Annotated in this window: 17 protein-coding genes and 1 riboswitch; of the genes, 7 read left to right on the top strand and 10 right to left on the bottom strand. The window is 38.1% G+C overall.

Going from position 1 to position 21,017, the window contains the following annotated elements; all coding sequences use genetic code 11:
• The first annotated feature begins 3 nt into the window (after positions 1-3).
• Positions 4-948: an alpha/beta hydrolase family protein gene (locus BQ5321_RS19475; protein WP_071396076.1), complete on the top strand. Its 945-nt coding sequence runs from the start codon at positions 4-6 to the stop codon at positions 946-948.
• Between the two features lie 84 nt (positions 949-1,032).
• Here BQ5321_RS19475 and BQ5321_RS19470 read toward each other — a convergent pair whose 3' ends face one another.
• From BQ5321_RS19470 to BQ5321_RS19455, 4 genes are all read right to left on the bottom strand, one after another.
• Complete coding sequence (locus BQ5321_RS19470; protein ID WP_071396075.1) at positions 1,033-2,334, bottom strand: NCS2 family permease; 1,302 nt, start codon at positions 2,332-2,334, stop codon at positions 1,033-1,035.
• 215 nt (positions 2,335-2,549) lie between these two features.
• Positions 2,550-3,548, bottom strand: coding sequence for an inorganic phosphate transporter (locus BQ5321_RS19465; protein ID WP_071396074.1), 999 nt, complete (start codon positions 3,546-3,548; stop codon positions 2,550-2,552).
• Between the two features lie 14 nt (positions 3,549-3,562).
• Positions 3,563-4,180, bottom strand: coding sequence for a DUF47 domain-containing protein (locus BQ5321_RS19460; protein ID WP_071396073.1), 618 nt, complete (start codon positions 4,178-4,180; stop codon positions 3,563-3,565).
• Between the two features lie 291 nt (positions 4,181-4,471).
• Positions 4,472-5,392, bottom strand: coding sequence for an RluA family pseudouridine synthase (locus BQ5321_RS19455; RefSeq protein WP_071396072.1), 921 nt, complete (start codon positions 5,390-5,392; stop codon positions 4,472-4,474).
• Positions 5,393-5,775: 383 nt separating this feature from the next.
• Here BQ5321_RS19455 and BQ5321_RS19450 point away from each other — a divergent pair, with 383 nt between their 5' ends.
• Together BQ5321_RS19450 and BQ5321_RS19445 are read left to right on the top strand one after the other, a co-directional pair.
• Positions 5,776-6,174 (top strand): YhcU family protein, encoded by a 399-nt coding sequence (locus BQ5321_RS19450; protein ID WP_071396071.1) that lies wholly within the window; start codon positions 5,776-5,778, stop codon positions 6,172-6,174.
• A 205-nt stretch (positions 6,175-6,379) separates the two neighbouring features.
• The gene (locus BQ5321_RS19445; RefSeq protein ID WP_071396070.1) at positions 6,380-8,119 is read left to right on the top strand and encodes a phospho-sugar mutase; all 1,740 of its coding nucleotides are present in this window, start codon (positions 6,380-6,382) and stop codon (positions 8,117-8,119) included.
• A 60-nt stretch (positions 8,120-8,179) separates the two neighbouring features.
• Here the strand turns inward: BQ5321_RS19445 and BQ5321_RS19440 are convergent, their stop codons facing one another.
• Positions 8,180-8,431: a YhdB family protein gene (locus tag BQ5321_RS19440; RefSeq protein ID WP_071396069.1), complete on the bottom strand. Its 252-nt coding sequence runs from the start codon at positions 8,429-8,431 to the stop codon at positions 8,180-8,182.
• A gap of 200 nt (positions 8,432-8,631) precedes the next feature.
• Between BQ5321_RS19440 and BQ5321_RS19435 the strand changes: the two genes are divergently transcribed.
• The 3 genes from BQ5321_RS19435 (at position 8,632) to BQ5321_RS19425 (ending at position 12,261) form a co-directional block, all read left to right on the top strand.
• The gene (locus BQ5321_RS19435; protein WP_071396068.1) at positions 8,632-10,041 is read left to right on the top strand and encodes a SpoVR family protein; all 1,410 of its coding nucleotides are present in this window, start codon (positions 8,632-8,634) and stop codon (positions 10,039-10,041) included.
• Between the two features lie 365 nt (positions 10,042-10,406).
• Positions 10,407-11,435 (top strand): AI-2E family transporter, encoded by a 1,029-nt coding sequence (locus BQ5321_RS19430; RefSeq protein ID WP_071396067.1) that lies wholly within the window; start codon positions 10,407-10,409, stop codon positions 11,433-11,435.
• Between the two features lie 190 nt (positions 11,436-11,625).
• Positions 11,626-12,261 (top strand): trimeric intracellular cation channel family protein, encoded by a 636-nt coding sequence (locus BQ5321_RS19425; RefSeq protein WP_071396066.1) that lies wholly within the window; start codon positions 11,626-11,628, stop codon positions 12,259-12,261.
• A gap of 67 nt (positions 12,262-12,328) precedes the next feature.
• Here BQ5321_RS19425 and BQ5321_RS19420 read toward each other — a convergent pair whose 3' ends face one another.
• Positions 12,329-13,222: a YitT family protein gene (locus BQ5321_RS19420; RefSeq protein ID WP_071396065.1), complete on the bottom strand. Its 894-nt coding sequence runs from the start codon at positions 13,220-13,222 to the stop codon at positions 12,329-12,331.
• A gap of 286 nt (positions 13,223-13,508) precedes the next feature.
• Positions 13,509-13,610: riboswitch (purine riboswitch) on the top strand.
• 94 nt (positions 13,611-13,704) lie between these two features.
• Here BQ5321_RS19420 and BQ5321_RS19415 point away from each other — a divergent pair.
• Positions 13,705-15,000, top strand: coding sequence for an NCS2 family permease (locus tag BQ5321_RS19415; RefSeq protein WP_071396064.1), 1,296 nt, complete (start codon positions 13,705-13,707; stop codon positions 14,998-15,000).
• Positions 15,001-15,068: 68 nt separating this feature from the next.
• Here the strand turns inward: BQ5321_RS19415 and cydC are convergent, their stop codons facing one another.
• From cydC to BQ5321_RS19395, 4 genes are read right to left on the bottom strand one after another with little or no spacing between them, the layout of a single operon-like run.
• Positions 15,069-16,805, bottom strand: a complete 1,737-nt coding sequence (gene cydC, locus BQ5321_RS19410) for a thiol reductant ABC exporter subunit CydC (RefSeq protein ID WP_071396063.1) — start codon at positions 16,803-16,805, stop codon at positions 15,069-15,071.
• A complete protein-coding gene (cydD, locus tag BQ5321_RS19405) occupies positions 16,802-18,526 on the bottom strand; it encodes a thiol reductant ABC exporter subunit CydD (protein WP_071396062.1) in 1,725 nt (574 codons plus the stop codon). Before cydD ends, cydC begins: the two co-directional genes overlap by 4 nt.
• Positions 18,526-19,539, bottom strand: coding sequence for a cytochrome d ubiquinol oxidase subunit II (gene cydB / locus BQ5321_RS19400; protein WP_071396061.1), 1,014 nt, complete (start codon positions 19,537-19,539; stop codon positions 18,526-18,528). The genes cydD and cydB overlap by 1 nt, the downstream gene beginning before the upstream one ends.
• Complete coding sequence (locus tag BQ5321_RS19395) at positions 19,526-20,929, bottom strand: cytochrome ubiquinol oxidase subunit I (protein ID WP_071396060.1); 1,404 nt, start codon at positions 20,927-20,929, stop codon at positions 19,526-19,528. The genes cydB and BQ5321_RS19395 overlap by 14 nt, the downstream gene beginning before the upstream one ends.
• Positions 20,930-21,017 lie beyond the last annotated feature (88 nt).

Below are 21,017 nucleotides of genomic sequence, written 5' to 3'. Positions count from 1 at the left end.
ACTATGGTTCAAAATATTGAAGTAACAATTGAAAGTGTATTTACACTTAAGGGTACGTTAACACTCCCGACTAGCTTGAAAGAAAAAAATCCAGCTGTCTTGGTTTTCCCCGGAACAGGAATGACCAATAGGGATGGTAATGATCAAGCCATCAAGCTCAATCTTTATAAGGATTTAGCTGACTTTATAACCTCCTTAGGCTTTATCACTCTTCGTTATGATAAGAGAGGAACCCATGAGAGTGAGGGAGATTATTATAGCGCCGGGGTGAGGGACTTAATTGATGATGCTGCAGCCTGTGTCCGTTTTTTAAAAAGTGATCATCGTGTGGATGCTCATTCTGTTGTGATTTTGGGGCATAGTGAGGGTGCTTTGCTCGCACCTGCTGTGAATGAACAGGAATCAGTTGCCGGTCTGCTTCTGCTGGCAGGAGCAGCAGAAGCTTCAAAGGACCTGTTGCCAAAACAGTTTGCAATGGCGATGAAGGAAATTAGGGAAACAAAGGGATTTAAGGGCTGGTTATATAAAATTCTGAAAGCTGCTGATAAAGCTCAGAAGCAGCAGGATGCTATTATGAAGAAAATCTTGAATTCAAAGGAAGATATACTAAGAATTAAAGGAACAAAAGTAAATGCAAAATGGATGCGGGAGCAGTTTGACTATAATGTGTGCGAGTATTTACAGAAAGTCACCTGCCCAACATTAGCCATTACGGGCGAAAAGGATATTCAAGTTCCTCCAGAGCATGCCGAAAAAATCGCTCAAATGGTAAAAGGTGAATCGGAATGGCATATTATTCAAAACATGAATCATATCCTTCGAAAATACCCGAAAACACATCATATGCTCACGTTGATGAAAGAATATAAAACGCTGTTTGACCAGCCAATCGACTCAGAGTTGATAGAAATCCTAGAAAAATGGCTGACAGAAAGATATCTTCATTAAAAGGGTGCCAGGCACCATAAAAGACAAAACTAGCCATTTAGTCTTTTCATGGTGCCTGGCACCGATACATAAAATCTGTTTATATTAATGTGGCAGGAATGCAAGCTGATAGAAGAACAGTACAGCAAATACATAAACAATTGGATGTACCTCACGCCATTTTCCCTTTACCAATTTTAATAATGGGTAGGAAATAAAGCCTAGAGCAATTCCCGTAGCGATGCTAGATGTTAATGGCATGCTTAAGATGATTAAAAAGGCTGGAAAGGCTTCATCAAACTCATTCCAGTTGATATGAACCACATTACTCATCATGAGACTGCCAACAATTATTAATGCTGGAGCAGTAATAGCCGATAATCCTGATACAGCACTGACAAGTGGTCCAAAAAAGGCAGAAGCAATAAATAACAGTGATACTGTTAAGGTCGTTAATCCTGTTTTTCCTCCGGCAGCAACACCCGTAGAGGATTCAATAAATGCAGAGGTAGGGCTTGTACCAAACATGGCTCCCACTGTAGTTGCGATTGAATCTGAAAGTAAGGCTTCACGAGCGCGGGGCATTTTCTTACCTTTCATTAAGCCTGCCTGCTGTGCGACAGCTACCATGGTACCTGTTGTATCAAAGATGGTTACTAATAAAAAGGAAAAAACAACCGCATAGAGACTGTGCTGAATGACATCACCAAGAGCGGTGATGGGGTTGGCAATAATAATTCCCTCAGGAAGATGTGGCAATGCTAGAAAGCCTTCATTAAAGGACAGCTGGCCGGTGAGTAAAGCAATCACAGCGGTTATGACCATTCCAATGAATAAGGCCCCGTTCACTTTTAATGCAAACAGAATGATGGTCACGGCTAAACCAACTAATGCCAACATGGCTGATGGCGAGTGGAGATCTCCTAATGCCACAAGGTTCGATGGATGACTTGTGACTAAGCCTGTTAAGCGGAGACCAATAAAAGCAATAAATAAACCAATACCTGCACTAATTCCATGCTTTAAGTTTTCAGGAATCGCCTCAATTAGTACTTCGCGGAATCGAGTGAGTGACAAAATAATGAAGATAATCCCTGCGATAAATACAGCGGCAAATGCTGTCTGATAGTCAATGTTGCCATGTGAACCGACAACTGAATAGGCAAAATAGGCATTCATGCCCATTCCTGGAGCAACTGCTATAGGATAATTGGCAAACAATGCCATCCATAGGGTTCCGACAACGGATGCAATAATCGTGGCCATAAATACCTGATCAAATGGAACTCCTGCATCCGATAAAATAACGGGATTTACAACGACAATATAAACCATTGTTAAAAAGGTTGTAATCCCGGCCATAACTTCAGTTCTTACTGTTGTGTGATTATCCTTGAGTTTAAACATAGATGCCCTCCAAAATTACGAACGTTTTACAATTACATCTTATATAATATTCGTTTATTTACTGTAATTCAAGTTTTTTTCTTAGTATAAGTAAAAAACAAAATTAGATTCTAATGAAGCAAAGAAAAGTGATTAGAAATAATAAAGGGCAAGCATCAAAAAAATGCTTACCCCCTATGGTTGAATGTTGGTAATATGACCCTTAACCCTTAGTGTTAAAAGAATAGATTTAATAGATAGTAGAAAATTCCTGCTACTGTCGCTGAAATAGGTAGCGTGATAACCCATGTAATCAGCATTCGTTTGGCAGTTCCCCATTTAACACCCTTTAAACGATGGGAAGCACCAACACCCATTATAGAAGAGGAAATAACATGTGTTGTACTTACTGGTAAGTGAATATAAGTGGCACCAAATATAATCAATGCACCGGTCAAATCGGCAGCAACACCGTTAACAGGACGGATTTTCATAATATTTCCGCCGACCGTTTTAATAATCTTCCAGCCCCCCACCGAAGTTCCGAGACCCATTGCGGTCGCACAGGCTAACTGCACCCAAAATGGAACATCATGTGTCGTAAGCTGCCCGCTGGCAATTAAGGCCATAGTAATAATCCCCATCGCCTTTTGTGCATCATTTGTTCCATGGGAATATGCTTGCAAAGCAGCAGTGAATATCTGGAAAATCCGAAAACCTTTATTTGTCTTTGCTAAATTATTATCTTTGAAAATAACCTTAAAAATACTATATACAATATAACCTATAACGAAAGCAATAATAGGTGAAATAATTAACGCTTGTATTATTTTTATAAAGCCGGAATAGTTTAGGGACTGAAATCCAGCTGAAGCAATTGCTGCACCTGCGATCGAACCAATTATTGCATGTGATGAACTGCTTGGTATTCCATAGTACCAGGTAAGTAAATTCCAAAAGATAGCCGCTAGAAGGGCCGCTAGAATAACTAGCGTTCCATTCTCCAATGTAAAGGGATCGACAATATCTTTTGTAATGGCTTTCGCTACACCAGTAAAGGTCATGGCCCCGACGAAGTTCATAACAGCTGCCATTAAAATGGCGTGACGAGGTTTTAGTGCCTTAGTAGAAACTGCAGTTGCAATGGCATTTGCTGTATCATGAAATCCATTAATGAAATCAAATGCTAAGGCACATATGACAACTAACCCCGTTAATAAAATTAATCCATCCATATAGTTAAGACTCCTTATGCATTCTTCATTATGATTGTTTCTAAAGTATTTGCAACATTTTGACAGTAATCAGCTATATCCTCAAGGTTCTCATAAATTTCTTTATATTGAATGATTTTTATCGGGTCCTTTTCTACTGAGAATAAATGCTTGATGGATTGTCTTTGAATTCCATCACATTTTGATTCATAGTCCTTAATCTTGATTGCATGGTCACGAATCTGTGGTAGTTTTTTCGTTGCTAGAAGATCAACGGAATCTTGAATTTCATGTGCGCAATTTCTAATGGCATCAACGAATTTCAACATAAAGTCGTCCGCTTCAGTGATGGAATACATTTCAAATAAGGCAGAACAATGCTCAAGACCGTCTAACACGTCATCCATACTCATTGCTAGCGCAAGAATGTCTTCTCTTTCAATCGGAGTGATAAAAGCATTATTCAATTCTTTTATTACATTATGGATGTATGTATCTCCTTTAGTTTCATAGTCCTTCATTGTTTCAGAGAAAATTTTTAAATCACTGACGTTTTTTAATTTATAATCATGAAAAAAGTTTGCAGCTTCCTTTAAATTTGTCGAGATGTCGTTTAGTAAAATAGAGAATTTATCCTTCTTCTTGAATACCATTTTGGTAACCCCCAGTTTATTATCCACACTTGTTTGCTAAAAATGAACCTAGATAATTTTATAAAAAATATGTCGAATGTTAAAGTAATTTCACGAAAAATTTACATAAACTTAATATTAAATACCTTGATTTGTTTATATACTCTTCTTTTCCATACCTTTAATATCTGTTTGAATAAAAGATTTATGTGTGTGCTTATTCCTTTTATTTCTATTGTATTAATATTATAAAAATAGATAAAAGTGGATAAAAAAAGAATCCCTTTTTTATAAATGTAGGATTCTAATTTTTTATATCGTATAGGGGTCGACTCCGGTGAAAATCTCTTGTTTATCAAGAAAAGGAGCGTGACAAATAATTTCTTCTTCCGTGATTGGGTGGATAAATTGCAGCTTCACTGCATGTAATGCCTGCCGAGAAAATAGGGGGGCCCCCCCATATAATTGATCTCCTGCAAGCGGGTGTCCGATATGACTAAAATGAACGCGAATCTGGTGAGTACGTCCGGTTTCCAGGCTGCATTTTACCAGTGTAAGCTTCTGCTTATGATTCGTTTTCAAGACTTCATAATGAGTGACAGCCTTTTGGCCTGAAGGAGATACTCTCCTTCTCGTCGCATGATGACGATCCCGCCCAATTGGCTCGTTTATCGTCCCTTTTTTTACTTTTATGATGCCATGAACAAGAGCGAGATAGGTCCGTTTGATTTCCCTCTTTTCCAGCATTTGATCTAAAATTGATCCGATAAAGGGATGTTTCGCAAATAGGATTGCGCCGGTTGTATCATGGTCAAGTCTATGAACATGCTTAATATGTCTGTATTCTCCCTTTGAAAGCAGATGATAGGCGACTGCATTTGCCAATGTGTTGGTTTCATTAGGTGAATTAGGATGGGTGTCCATATTTGCTGGTTTATTGACAACGATAAGATGATCATCTTCATAAAGTATAGATAATTCGTGGTAGGCTGTTTGAATGCCGAACTCCTGCTCATGAAAAAGCCTTATATCAAGTCGGTCATTTCTTTTAAGTGGTACCATCCAATCAGCTGGTTGGCCATTTACTCTGACTCCCTTTTCCATTCGTAAGGAATGGGTCAGTTTTTTAGGTGCATGCCAGATGGTACGAAATAAATCCTGAACACAATAACTTGTCCATTTTTCTGGAATGACGATTTCAAGCCATTCTCCTTTTCGGCTTGTCTTTATCATAGAAACCTCCTTTTATCACTCGCTTAACAGGCAGTAAGGCTCCCGCTGATGGCTGTCTTATTTATATAACTGGAATTTAACTTCATTCAGCAGAAGTCCTCCACTTCTACAAGTGGGGGATGAATGCAAATGGTTTTTCGATTCAGTGAGGGTTCAACCCCCGGCTGAATGAAGTTAAGCCTCCGGCGAATGTCACGGATTTTTTAAAGGTAGTTTATCGAGCGAGCTCAGGTAAATCCGGACGCAAATTCGACGGGCGAATTTTAAATTATCCATTTTCTTAAGGTTGTGGTGTTAATTACCACCATGATAACACAGGATAATATGTTATTCTATGTATATCTAATGATGATGATTACTGAGTAATTAAAGGTGGGGTATTTGTGAAGGTGGTTTTTGCTTCGACTCCGGATCAGCAAGAAAAAATAATGGAGTTAATCAGGCAGTTGTATTCAGATGTATTTCCGAATTATTTTTCTGATGATGAAATTGCTAAATTCGAAAGACTTAACGTATTACATATTTCGTCAAGTCAGTTCGAGCAATTGGATACATTAAAGGATGCGTTTCAAGTTATTACAAGCTTACAAACATTAATTTCAATTCTTGAAAGTGAAAGGCTAGATGAGCAGTATATTGAAACCTATTATAAAAATATTTCTATCCTTGAACAATATGGATTATACTTTCCGTTTGAATTTCAACAGTTTGTCGACTTGAAAATAACTGAAAATGACGATTTAAGTATCTATTCGAAAGCTGCTAATGAATTATTAGTATAGCAAAAAAGAAATAAAAGGCTGCTGGTGCAGACTTTTATTTTTTTTGACTATTTATATGAACATAAATAGTCAAAAATTGTTGATTTTTTTCTATTAGATGGGTTATAACCCTTCTTTATTAATTTTTCTATTTCCTGTATATTTTAATGAGTACCTCATAATAACATATTGTACAAAAGATGGACGATTCAGGAGGGTTACATAAATGAACTGGAAGCAAAAAGCTGAAAAATGGATTCAACATAAGGATTTAGATAAAGTTGTCAAAGAGCAATTAGATAGAATTAAGGATGATGAAAAAAGCCTTGAAGAGGCATTCTATAAAGATTTAGAGTTTGGAACAGGCGGTATGAGAGGTGAAATTGGCGCTGGAACGAATCGAATGAACCTTTATACGGTCCGAAAGGCTACATCAGGACTTGCTGCTTATATTGAAGCAAATGGAATGGAAGCAATGAAAAGAGGAGTTGTCATAGCTTATGATTCAAGGCACTTCTCTCCTGAATTTGCGATGGAAGCGGCAAAAACATTGGCTTCAAGAGACATCCAAGCCTATGTCTTTGACGCATTGCGTCCAACACCAGAGCTTTCCTTTGCTGTCCGCTACCTGCAGGCGTTCTCCGGTATCGTCATTACAGCCAGCCATAACCCACCTGAGTATAACGGCTATAAGGTCTACGGCTCTGATGGAGGACAGCTGCCGCCTGAAGGCGCAGATGTCATTATCGCTAAAATAAATGAGATTGATAACGAGCTTTTAATTGATGTTGAGGACCAACAAACGTTAATGGATAAGGGGTTAATTTCGCTGATCGGTCATGAAATCGATCAAGCCTATATCGAAAAGCTCATGACCATTTCAGAGAACCCAAATATGGCGGATGAAATTGATGTGAAGGTCGTGTTTACACCACTTCATGGTACAGGGAATACACCGGTTAGAAACGGATTAAAAGCGTTAAAATATCAACATGTATCAGTGGTAAAAGAACAAGAATTACCAGATCCTGAATTCTCAACGGTAAAAAGTCCAAACCCTGAAGAGCATGCTGCTTTTACATTGGCAATTGAGGAAGGGGATAGGATTGGTGCAGATCTTTTGATTGCCACAGATCCTGACGCTGACCGTTTAGGGATAGCTGTAAAAAATAAAGACGACGAATATGTTGTTCTAACCGGAAATCAAACAGGTGCGATCCTCTTGCATTATATCCTGTCAGAGAAACAGGCAAAAAATACATTGCCAAAGAACGGTATCATGATAAAAACCATTGTAACAAGTGAATTAGGAAGAAAGATAGCTGAATCATTTGATGTTGCGACCTTAGATGTTTTAACTGGTTTTAAGTTTATTGGTGAAAAAATTAAAGAATATGAAACATCTGGTGAATATAAGTTTTTATTTGGCTATGAGGAAAGCTACGGTTATTTAATCGGTGACTTTGTCCGTGATAAGGATGCTGTCCAAGCAGCCCTTTTGGCGACAGAGGTAAGTGCTTATTACAAGCAGAAGGGCATGAGTCTATACGATGCTCTGATTTCAATCTTTAAACAATACGGTTTTTTCCAGGAAGGCCTTCGTTCCTTAACATTAAAAGGTAAGGACGGAGCTGAATTGATTCAAAAAATGCTGGAATCCTTCCGTGCGAATCCACTACAGGAGTTAGACGGTTTAAAGGTCTCTGCCGTTGAAGACTATTTGACCGGGTCAAGAGTGGAAGCAGACGGAACGGTAAAAGCCATTACGCTGCCGAAATCGAATGTGTTAAAATATTATTTGGAGGATGGAACATGGATTTGCTTAAGACCATCCGGAACCGAGCCAAAGGTGAAATTTTACTTTAGTGTTTACGACAATAGCTTAGATGAAAGTAAACAAAAGCTGGCACGTATTGAAACAGAATTTATGAAGCTGGTTGAACAAAAAATGGCTGATTTATCGTAGTAATAATAGGAAAGGAGGGTGTCTTAGGACACCCTCCTTATTTCTATATATGGCGGTGTTTTACTTCAGCATATATAAGGTTTCCTCTGTTATATCGCGATCATGCAATTCAAGTGCATGATCAATATACCTAAGCAAAGAATATAAATGTTTTTCGATGATCGAATAATCCTTCTCAAAATTATAGGCATGGAGAAAATGTTCAATTTTCTTTGCCAAAAAGTTGTCGGATGTTCTTACCATTAGGATTAATAAGTTATCCCATTCCGAGCGATGTGTGTAATATAATGCCCGGTCATAATCCATAGTCATCAAATCCTCTCCTCCTCCTATATTTTAAGGAGTTGATATTAGTGTATGAAGGGAGGTGAAAAATTTACTGTGTAAATGTTGGACGTATAGTGAGGAGATCGGTGTGATAGGCTTTTTTCATTGCTTGACAACACAAATACTCATCTTTCAGCTTTTTACCACATACATTGTGATATGGAAGCATGAAGGGAGAGAGTGGGATGAACGAAGCGGAAAGGAAAGAACTTGAATATGCGATAAGTGAAATTACAGAGATTGCATCCGGTTTCGGTCTTGATTATTATCCGATGCGCTATGAAATATGTCCGGCAGATATTATTTATACATTTGGGGCTTACGGTATGCCTACACGATTTTCACATTGGAGCTTTGGAAAGCAATTTCATAAAATGAAGCTCCACTATGACCTTGGTTTATCGAAAATTTATGAGCTTGTCATCAATTCAGATCCTTGTTATGCCTTTTTACTTGATTCTAATTCGCTTATTCAAAATAAACTCATTGTAGCACATGTATTGGCCCACTGTGATTTCTTTAAAAATAATGTCCGATTCCAAAATACGAAAAGGGAAATGGTTGAAAGTATGGCGGCTACTGCTGACCGCATAAGAAAGTATGAAATTCTACATGGAAAGCAGGAGGTAGAGCTATTTTTGGATGCGGTGCTCGCTATTGAAGAGCACATCGACCCATCATTAATGAGGCCAAAGCTACAATGGGATTTAGAGGATTTGGAGTACGAGGAAGAAGTAAAAAGACCCACACAGTATGACGACCTATGGTCACTTGATGAAATGAAACCAACCCAAGAGGAAAAGAAAAAGAAACGGAAATTTCCACCACGACCTGAAAAGGACTTATTATTGTTTATTGAATCATATAGCCGTGAATTGTCAGACTGGCAGCGTGATATCCTAACGATGATGCGCGAAGAAATGTTATATTTCTGGCCACAACTGGAAACGAAGATTATGAATGAGGGCTGGGCATCTTATTGGCATCAGCGGATTTTACGTGAGATGGATTTAACAAGTGGTGAGGCACTTGAGTTCGCAAAACTGAATGCAGGAGTCGTGCAGCCTTCCCGTACAAGCATTAATCCATATTATTTAGGATTGAAGATTTATGAGGATATTGAAGAACGTTATAACAATCCGACAGAAGAAATGAAGAAGAGAGGGGTCATACCAGGTTCAGGACGTGAGAAAATATTTGAGGTTCGTGAAATTGAATCTGATATTTCTTTTCTTCGGAACTATTTAACAAAGGACTTAGTTGTTCAGGAGGATATGTACCTATTCCAAAAGCAGGGGAAAGAGTACAAAATTGTTGGGAAGGAATGGGAACAGGTTCGTGACCAGCTAGTTAATATGCGGGTCAATGGAGGATTCCCATACCTTACAGTTAATGATGGTGATTACATGAAGAGTGGTGAGCTTTATCTAAAGCACTGGTATGAAGGAATTGAGTTAGATTTGCGATATTTAGAAAAGGTGTTGCCATATATTCATCAGTTATGGGGTAGAGCAGTCCATCTAGAAACTGTTAGTGAGGAAAGACATATATTATTTACTTACGATGGTAAAAATATTCAAAGGAAATTTATTTAACACCATATAAGGTACTTAAAAAGAAGAGGCAGAATCCCCCATTAAGCCTCTTCTTTATTTTTCATTTCAGAAAAATAATTAGATAAGATTTATTCATGTAAATTTCATTTTTATAAAGCATATGAACATGTCTTTATTAGAGGATTTCAAGTAGAATATATAAATAGAAGCTTATTTATAGGTTAAATCCTTCTCTTTAATATATCCTACTAAGAGAACAGCAAGAGCACCTAGAAAAAGGAAGCTCAATTTATTGGATTTTTCTATACGGATAATTAAAAATCAGCTAATATTATATTAATGAGTTTGCATTAAAAATTGTATGAAATAAGGAGACAACAGGTATTGAAAAAAGGGGATCGATTATGAATGAATTTACAAAATTGTTACAAAATAAAGGCTTAAAAAGAATCTTTATTTTCCTACTTATTGTGCTGTTTTTATACAGCATGAAAAGCATGATTAATTTTATCTTGCTTACGTTTATTTTCTCCTTTTTAATGGATCGTTTAGTTAGTTTTGTGACAAAAAGGACTCATATTAATAGGAACTTAACCGTTTTAGTTTCCTATACCTTAATTGTTAGTCTTTTATCTTATGGTATTGTGAAATATTTACCAATTGTTGTCTTTGAAATAACTGAGCTGTTTAAGCAGGTTACTGCTTTTTATAAACAACCCCAAGAGAATGAAATTATGAATTACTTAGTAAGCTTGCTAGAAAAAAACCAAATCTCACAATACTTAGAGCAGGGACTAACATTTGTCATAAGCTACTTTACCAATTTTAGTCAATTGGCTTTACAGGTATTTCTAGCCTTGCTCCTTAGTTTATTTTTCTTGTTGGAAAAGCCAAGATTGGTTGCTTTTACACGAAAATTTAAAGATAGCAAGCTGGCAGCTTTTTACAATGAGATTGAATTCTTCGGCGGAAAGTTTGCCCGTACGTTTGGAAAGGTCATCGAGGCACAGTTTATTATCGCCATCGTAAATTGTGGTTTGTCAGTAATTGCACTATCCATAATGGGCTTCCCACAGTTATTTGGATTAGCTATCATGATTTTCTTTCTTGGGCTGATTCCGGTTGCGGGAGTTATTATTTCTCTCATTCCATTAAGTCTGATTGCCTATACGATTGGTGGCTTTATTCAAGTCGTATATATTTTAATCACCATTGCGATTATACACGCTATTGAGGCATATATTTTAAATCCTAAGCTGATGAGTTCAAAAACAGATCTTCCCATTTTCTATACCTTTATCGTGTTAATTTTTTCTGAACATTTCTTCGGTGTATGGGGATTAATCATTGGTATTCCTATCTTTGTTTTCTTACTTGATGTGCTAGAGGTCACGAACCGTGAAGAAAAGAGTTTTGTGGAATCAGAGAGCTGAGTTAATCTCAGCTTTTTTGTGCGCTTAAATATAACTTAAAGGAAAATTTTCGGAAATGAGTTAACCTATATTGTAATGGTTCATTATTGTGTTATTATTTCAAATAGAAAATAATTTTGAAAACATTAATACTTTTTTGCTTTGTACCTTTAAAAGAATGCTTATTTGGTAACGAAAGGATGAAATGGGATTGGTTTGGGATATTTTCAATATTATTGGTACGATTGCGTTTGCTATGAGTGGAACCATCGTAGCGATGGAAGAAGAGTATGATATTTTAGGAGTTTATATTTTAGGATTAGCGACAGCATTTGGTGGAGGGGCGATTCGTAATCTATTAATTGGGGTGCCTGTATCAGCCCTTTGGGAACAAGGACCGCTGTTTTTAATGGCAGTCATCATCATGACTATTGTTTTTATTTTTCCAAAAGTTATCTTAAGACGCTGGGAAAAGTGGGAGCTCTATACAGACGCAGTGGGACTGGCAGCCTTTGCGATACAGGGAGCTCTTTATGCAACGGAAATGAATCATCCAATTCTTGCAGTCATTTTTGCTGCATTATTAACAGGTAGCGGAGGTGGCGTCATTCGTGATTTACTGGCCAAAAGGAAGCCTCTTCTATTACATTCAGATATTTACGGTGTTTGGGCAATGCTTGCTGGCCTTATTGTAGGATTAGGTCTCGTGAACCAGCATTGGGAGCTGTATTTATTATTTGTCGCTATTATTGTGTTGAGAGTACTAACGGTGTTTTATAACTGGAAATTACCTTATCGTTCTATTGAAGATAATACTGTATCCTATAAAATTCGAGATCATGGATAGAATGAAGAAAAACGGTCTGCAAAAAATGCAGTACCGTTTTTTAATTTATTGAAAAGCTATAAGTTCCTTAGTGAATAGCTCTCTTTTTAAATCTTCCTCCGCGGACCTCGGAAATATTGGCGACAGCAAGAAAGGCAGAGGGATCTATTTCTTCGACAATTGATTTCAGCTTAGCTTCCTCTAGTCTAGTAATGACACAAAAAATGACTTTTTTGTCATCACCGGTATAGGCTCCCTCACCTGTCAGATACGTGACCCCGCGTCCTAAACGGGCTAGAATGGCTTCACCAAGTATTTTATGGTTATCGCTTATTATCCATGCAGATTTTGATTCATCAAAGCCAATAATCATAATGTCGATTACCTTGTAAGCGATAAAATAAGCAATCAATGAGTACATGGCTCTGTCCCAGCCAAACACAAAGCCTGCTATGCCAAATATGAATATATTAAAGAACATGACCACTTCACCAACGGAGAAGGGAAGTTTTTTATTAATCAGAATGGCCATGATTTCAGTACCGTCTAATGATCCCCCAAAGCGGATTACGGTCCCTACTCCAGCCCCTAACACGATTCCGCCAAAGACAGTTGCTAATAAGGGGTCTTGTGTGAATACAGGTACTTCATGTAGTAAAGAGGTTGTAATAGATAGAATGGTAATCCCTAATAGAGTAGAAAGAGCGAAGGTTTTCCCAATTTGTTTGTAGCCGATATAGAAGAACGGAGTATTTAAGAAAAAAATAAAAAGTCCTAATTTCCAGTTTGTTAAATGAGATAAAATAATAGAAATCCCGACAATTCCTCCGTCTAGAATTTGATTTGGGACGAGAAATTCTTCAAGGCCAACACCCATTAATACTGACCCCAAAAAAATAAAAAAGATCCTTTTTACAATTTGTGCTGCAGATAATTTTTTATGATTTATCGCGGCAACAATCTCCTGTGGCGTTGATTCCATCCAATTTCCCCCTTCTATAGTTAAATAGCCTTTTTACAATTATTTATATTTATTTATATTTTATCATAATTTTACATATTGTAATAAAGAGAAGCCTTGAAGGATAAATTACTAGTTGCTAAGCCTGTAGAGAAACCTTTTAGTTAATATAAATTTATTGTAATTTACCGAATATATTTAATAATTGACGGTCTTAAGTAGTCTTTGCTAGAATGAAAAAAATTATATAAGAATAACTTATCCGGAATGTGATGACGGTCGTCAGTTCGTTGTTATTTGGTATAAGCCTTTTTATATTATATTACCTTGTATATATTCAGAAATAAGGTCTGAATGTTTCTACTAAGCTGCCGTAAATAGCTAGACTACAAGGGAAATTTAAGAGTATTCTACTTTGTAAATTTCCTTTCATCTGCAGCTGCGCATTTTTGTGCGGCTTTTTTGCTAGCCAGTATTATTTAGTCATCATTGGGGGATACAGCATGAAAGAATATTTTCAGTTTTTCGCTCGAAACACAAATTATCGTCAAGAGACAATAGCAGGATTTACAACGTTTCTATCAATGGCTTATATCTTGGTTGTTAATCCAATTATTCTTAGTCAATCTGGAATGGATAAAGGTGCTGTCTTTACAGCAACAGCGTTATCTGCCATCATTGGCTCTCTTTTAATCGGGATCATTGCGAATTATCCCATCGGTATTGCTCCAAGTATGGGATTGAACTCATTTTTTACGTTTTCTGTTTGTATTGGCATGAATATTCCATGGCAAACAGCACTAACTGGTGTTTTTGTTTCAGGAATTTTATTCGTCATATTAAGCTTACTAAAAATACGTGAAAAAATAATCAACATTATACCGAAGGATTTAAAGCATGCGATTGCTGCTGGAATAGGCTTTTTTATTGCTTTTATCGGCTTAAAGAACGGCGGATTAATTGTTGCTAATGAAGCAACCTTCGTATCAATCGGTGATTTGAGATCGGCAACAACCCTATTAACGATTTTTTGCTTTATTTTAACGATCATTTTGCTTGTACGTGGAGTTCGAGGAGCAATTTTTTACGGAATGGTTATTTCAACCATTGTTGGCATGCTTTTTGGGGTTATTGATACACCGAACCAGATTATTGGACCCGTGCCAAGCCTGGCGCCAACATTTGGTGAAGTATTTCTCCACCTAGATCAAATCTTTACACCGGATATGCTTGCTGTAATCTTTACATTCTTATTTGTTGCGTTTTTTGATACGGCTGGTGCCCTAATTGCCATTGCTAGTCAAGCTGGGCTTGTAAAAAATAACGAAATACCCAATGCAGGCAAAGCCTTGTTGGCAGATGCTGGTTCAACGGTTTTCGGGGCTGTGTTGGGAACGTCAACAACGGCAGCAATGATTGAATCAAGCTCAGGAATTGCAGCTGGGGGAAGGACAGGCTTTACCTCTGTCATCATTTCTATTTGTTTTGCTGTAGCTTTACTTTTCTCACCTTTATTATCTGTTGTAACAGCAGGTGTGACAGCTCCGGCACTAATTATTGTCGGTGCATTAATGGCAATGGAAGTGAAACAAATAGATTGGAACCGTCTTGAAATTGCGATTCCGGTTTTTATCACTATTTTAATGATGCCGTTAACCTATAGTGTAGCGACAGGAATTGCCTTAGGCTTTATCCTTTATCCAATTACGAATATTGCCCTTGGAAAAGGCCGCGAGATTCATCCGATTATGTGGGGTTTATGCATAGCTTTTATCGCTTATTTTATCTATTTAATTTAATCAGCATTAAAAGGGTTGAATGAACGTATTGATTCATACGTCATTCAACCCTTTTTTGTTGATGATTCTTAATCCAAGTGTCCGCGGTCTAGTAGGTAGAGCTGGCGGTAGTGATCATTCGTTTCCATTAGTTCTTGATGGGAGCCCTTCATTGTTATCGTGCCTTTATCAATGAATAGGACATGGTTCATTTTTTCGATGCCAATCAAGTGATGGGTAACCCAGATGACGGTTTTATCCTTTAATGTTGTAAATATCGTTTCCAATAGAAATCTCTCTGTTTGCGGGTCAAGGCCAACGGTAGGCTCATCTAAGATAACGACGGGCGTATTTTTTAACAAAATACGGGCTAAGGCGATTCGCTGCCGTTCACCGCCCGAAAAGCGCTGTCCGGTTTCTTCCATTTGTGTGTTCAAACCATAGGGAAGGGAATGGATGTATTCATCAAGCTTTACTTGCTTGATCACGTGTTCGATTTCTTCATCCGTTGCCGCTTGATTTCCGAGACGAATATTATTTTTTATCGTAGTGGCAAATAAATAAGGCTTTTGATTTAAGACACTAATCATTTCAAACATTTGCTCACCGTATTCTTCCGATTGATAGCCATTCAGATCAACCCGCCCTGCAGTAGGGGAGAGAGCTCCTAGTAATAATTGAATTAAAGTAGATTTTCCTGCCCCGCTTTTACCTAATAAGGCAATTTTATCCCCATGAGGTATTGAAACAGAAATTTTTTCTAGTGCATCCTTTTCCTGATTTTCATAGCGATAATGAACATCTTTTAACTCGATATGTGCTGTCATGGCAACCGGAATAGTCTCTTCAGATTGATTGGAGGCTTCAGGCACATATTGGCTTATGGATTCCAGTCGCTGCATGGACTCAAGGTAGGTTGGAATCCGTTCGATAGCATGTGAAATCGGAATCAAGCCTTCAATGATTGGAAGAGTGACCAATGTAAAAGCAGCGATATAGGTAGGGGCGATTAAGCCTGCTTGTGCTTGGTTGCCAGCCCATACCCCAACTGAAATCAGGATTAATCCTGTAAACACCTGCAGCTGGAAGGTACGGGTTTGATTCCAGTGCCTCAGTTTCCGATCGATAAGACTGTTCGCATTACTATCGGCTGTAAAGGTAGTAATAAAACGCTCTTTTTGACCGCTTATGATCCAATCACCAAGTCCAAATATAGCATCTGTTAAAGTTTGATAGAGCCGGCTTCGAATTTTCTTTTGTTCAATTTGCCGCTTTTTCAGCAAATAGAGGGAGAAAAGCGGGTAAACAAACACGATAATACTTAAACAAAAGGCAATCCATAGTGCAAAGAGCCAGTCAAATAAGGCCAGTGAAAAAATGGAGGCTACAAATAAAAATAGTCCGATAAAGGTTGGTAAAATGGTTCGGATATAAACATCCTGCAAATGCTCAATATCATCTGCTAGTGTGCCTAGTAAGTCACCTGTTTGAAAGCGTGAGCGAATAAATAACGCTTGCGGCTCTAAAATGTTATATAGTTTAACACGCATTTGTGACAGGATTTTCAATACAGCATTATGGCCGATCAGTCTTTCAATATAATGGGTTACAGCCCGGGAAATACCGAATGTCCTTACTAATACAACCGGTACATAGACCATTAAAATATTTTCCGGTCTTTGTGCTGTACGTGAGATTAAATAACCAGAGGTAAAGGTGAGCATCGAAGCTCCAATCACTGTTAGGACGCCAAAGAAAATGGCTAACAGAATCGACTTTTTAAATTGCTTTAAATAGGGAAAAATATATAATTGGAAAAGCTTCACTCAGCTTTACCTCCTCTCTGAGCTTGTATAAGTCGAAAATAAGCACCATTCCTTTTATACAATTCATCATGGGTACCTGTTTCGACGATTTCTCCATTCTCGATCACAAAGATGATGTCCATTTCCCTCATCCAATGAAGACGATGGGTAGCAAAAAAGACGAGTTTATCTTCTAAAAGCGGCAGCATCATTTGTTTAATTTCATGCTCTGTCTCGATATCTAGGTGGGCTGTTGGTTCATCAAACAGCATAATCGGCCTTTCCTGTAGTAATGATCGTGTCAGGGCAATCCTTTGCTCCTCACCGCCGCTCAGGACTCGTCCGCCTTGACCAATTTTTTCATCTAAGCCATTTGGTAGGATGTTAATCAACTCCGTTAGCCCTGTAATATTAGCGGCTTCCTTAATTTTCTCTATTGGTGTATCGGGTGCATATAGGCTGATGTTTTCTGCTACCGTTCCGGAAAAAATATAAGGATGCTGCGGAATATAAATCAGCTGTTCCTGCCAAAGGCGGGAGGAAAAGTCTAGACTAGTATCATTGATCTTAAAGGAACCACTTGTTGGCAGTGAAAATCCGGATAATAAATCAATGAGAGTGGATTTTCCGGCACCAGATGAGCCGATAATTCCCACTTTTTTATTGCCATTCACTTGAAAGCTGACGTCCTTAAGGATTTTTTTGTTCTCTGCTTCTGACACCTTCGTTAAACGCTGGACGGTAAGGGAGCTTTTCCCGTTCCATTTCGGAAGGCTTGTGGAAAAATCCTGTTCTGATGTTGTTTCAACCGCTAATAGCTTGTGGATTTGGCTTCCTGCATCTTTTCCATCCATTGTGGCATGATAGTCGTTTCCTAAATCACGGATGGGCTGAAAGTATTCTGGTGCCAAAATTAAAATCATTAAGGCTGCTTGTAGACCCATTTCTCCGTTAATCAACCTTAAACCGAGTTCAACCGCGACAACCGCAACAGAGAGACTGGAGAAGAAGTCTAATGAAAAAGTGGATAAAAAGGCAAGTCGTAATGCCTTGTTTGTTGCCACTCGATATTTATTGCTGACCGTTCCAATCGCTGTTTCATGTGATTTACTTTTTCCTAAATATTTCAATGTTAATAGACCACGCAGTGAATCAACAAAATGACGAGATAATAACTGATAGCTGCGCCACTGTGCTGTTGCATGTTTTTTAGCCACGAGACCGAGCAAAATTAAAAAGGCGATCATAATGGGCATCGTTAAAGTAAGAACAATACCTGATAGTAAGTCTTCTTTAAAGACGTAAATAAGAATGACAACAGGGATCAAGAACATGGCGATGGCGCGAGGAATAAAAAGCTCCAAATAAGTTCGGAAATGAGGAATACCCTCCAATGTAAGGGTAATAATATTTCCTGAGCCCTTCGTTCCAATCCCGCGCGGCCCTAACTCAAAAAGCTTATGAATAAGCTGGGACTGCACATCTGCAGAAGTTTCTTCGGCAAAGCGATAGGAAAGTCTCCCTTTGAACCATTGAAGAAGGTGACGAAAAATAAAAGTAATGGCAAAGCCTAAAAAATAGGGAAGGACAGCTGTAGCTGCTGTCCCATTAAACATATTTGTAATTGCAGTGGCTAAAAATACAGCCTGAGATATAATGGCAACGCCCTGACACATTGTCAATAAAGCGACGATGAACATATGCATTTTGCTGCCTTTATAGTGGAGAAGATGTTTATCCATTAATATTCTAGATGCTCCTTATCTGTTACTCGTTTACGGAAAACGTAATAGCTCCAAACTGTATATGCCAGAACAATTGGTACCATAGTTAGGGCGATAATGGTCATTAGTTTCAGTGAATACTCACCGGATGCTGCATTGTAGACCGTTAAGTTATTGGCAATATCCGTAGAACTAATCATCACATTAGGGAATAATGCGATGAAGAAGGAAGCCATAACGAGAATTAAAATTAATCCGGTTGTTGTAAAGCTGAAACCTTCTTTTTTGTTCTTTAACATTGGGTAAAGTGCCAAGTAAAGGACAATGGCTAGGGCATATAAAGGAATTAGTATCGCACCTCTGTCAGCAAATGCATTGGTGTAAACTCCAGTTAAGGCTACGAATAGTACGACGACAACTGCAGTGGCAATAAATAGTTTCTTTGCTTGTTCACGTGCGCGTTCGCGAATGCTATCCGTTGTTTTTAGTGAAATGAACATTAAGCCGTGCATATACGTTAATAGTACAAAGGCAACTCCTCCGACAACGGTGTAAACATTCACGATATCAAGGAAACCAGCTGTCATATTCATATCCTGATCAATTGGAACTCCTTTAATCAAGCTTGTGAATAAGACTCCTAATAAAAAGGGTGGTAAGAGACTGCCTAAGAATATGGACCAATCCCATGTTTTTTTCCATTTAATTGAATTCAATTTTCCTCTGAATTCAAAGGCAACACCACGAGCGATTAAAGCTAAAAGCAAGACAACAAATGGAAGATAGTAGCCGCTGAATAATGTAGCATACCAGTGCGGGAAGGCTGCAAACATGGCGCCGCCCCCGGTAATCAGCCAAACTTCATTGGCATCCCAGAAAGGGCCTATCGTATTAATCAGCACCCGTTTTTCAACTTCATTTTTGGCTAGAAATTTAGTGCTCATTCCTACCCCGAAGTCAAATCCCTCTAAAAAGACAAATCCGACAAATAATACTCCGATTAATAAGAACCATACCTCACTTAGTTGCATGTGTTAAACCTCCTTCACTGAAAGGATCTGAATCACTAACATCATCCTTTAGTTTTTCATGAGGACCCTGTTTAATGACTTTTACGAATAAAACGACCATGGCAACTGCTAATAGTGTATATACTAATGTAAAAGCAATGAGTGAAAACAGTACGGATCCAGCTGATACTGTATTCGAAATACCATCAGATGTTCTCATTAATCCGTTAACAATCCATGGCTGACGGCCAATCTCTGACATAATCCAGCCTGCTGTATTTGCAATAAATGGGAAGAATAAAGAGGCGAATGCCAGCTTTAAAAACCATGTTTTGTTCTCAAGTGTTCCTCGACGTTTCATATATAGACCAATTAAGCTGATTAGGATAAGCACTCCGCCAAGCCCAACCATAATTCTGAAATTCCAGAATGTTGTTTTAACAGGTGGAATGTAGTTTCCAGGACCATACAATTTTTCATATTCCGCTTGGATGGTATTCATACCATCTACTTTTCCTTTGAACTCTCCATATGCTAAGAAGCTTAAAGCATAAGGGATTTCGAGACGTAGGTTTGTTTCTTTGTTTTCTGTATCAATATTGGCTAAAACAGTCCAAGCAGCAGGATCGCCGCTGTCTTCATATAATCCCTCAGCTGCAGCCATTTTCATTGGCTGTGCACCCATTAGGTACTCGGATTGTGAGTGTCCGCTGAAAGCGATACCAAGACTGGAGATTAATCCAATGACAAGCCCGATTGTTACAGAGCGTCTAAAGAAATCTAAATCTCGTTTTTTCAAGAAATTGTATGCGCTGATACCAACTACAAAGAAAGCGCCGGTTGCTAATGCGCCAAAGATGACGTGTGGAAAAGCAACTAATAATTTAGGGTTTGTAATGACTGCTAAGAAATCGGTTGTTTCAGCACGACCGTTTTGAATCGCATATCCAACAGGGTTTTGCATAAATGAATTGGCTGTTAAGATCCAGAAGGCAGAAATCGCTGTTGAAATCGAAACGAGCCAGATAGAAGCTAAGTGAACTTTTTTGGGAAGCTTATCCCAGCCGAAAATCCATAATCCGATAAATGTTGATTCAATGAAGAAGGCTAAGAGTGCTTCAATGGCCAGTGGAGCACCGAAAACGTCTCCCATAAACCGTGAATAGCTAGACCAGTTCATTCCGAATTGGAATTCTTGAATAATACCGGTTACAATTCCGACGGCAAAGTTGATCAGGAAGAATTTGCCCCAAAATTGCGTCATTTTCTTGTATACTTCTTTTTTCTTAACGAGATACATAGTTTGCATGATGGCAATGATGAATGCAAGACCAATTGATAATGGCACGAAAATAAAGTGAAACACGGTTGTTGCAGCAAACTGTATACGAGCGAGTATAAGCGCCTCCATTACTTTTTCCCTCCTACTAAATATTTATTTTCATTTTCTACTTTAACTATAGCAAAAAGGAAATGTGTCTTTGTGAACATTTTAGGGA

Origin of the sequence: Bacillus tuaregi (assembly GCF_900104575.1) — a bacterium.
Classification (GTDB): Bacteria; Bacillota; Bacilli; order Bacillales; family Cytobacillaceae; genus Bacillus_BD; species Bacillus_BD tuaregi.
Note: the sequence above shows the minus strand (reverse complement) of the source record. Positions and strands in the feature narration are given on the sequence as shown.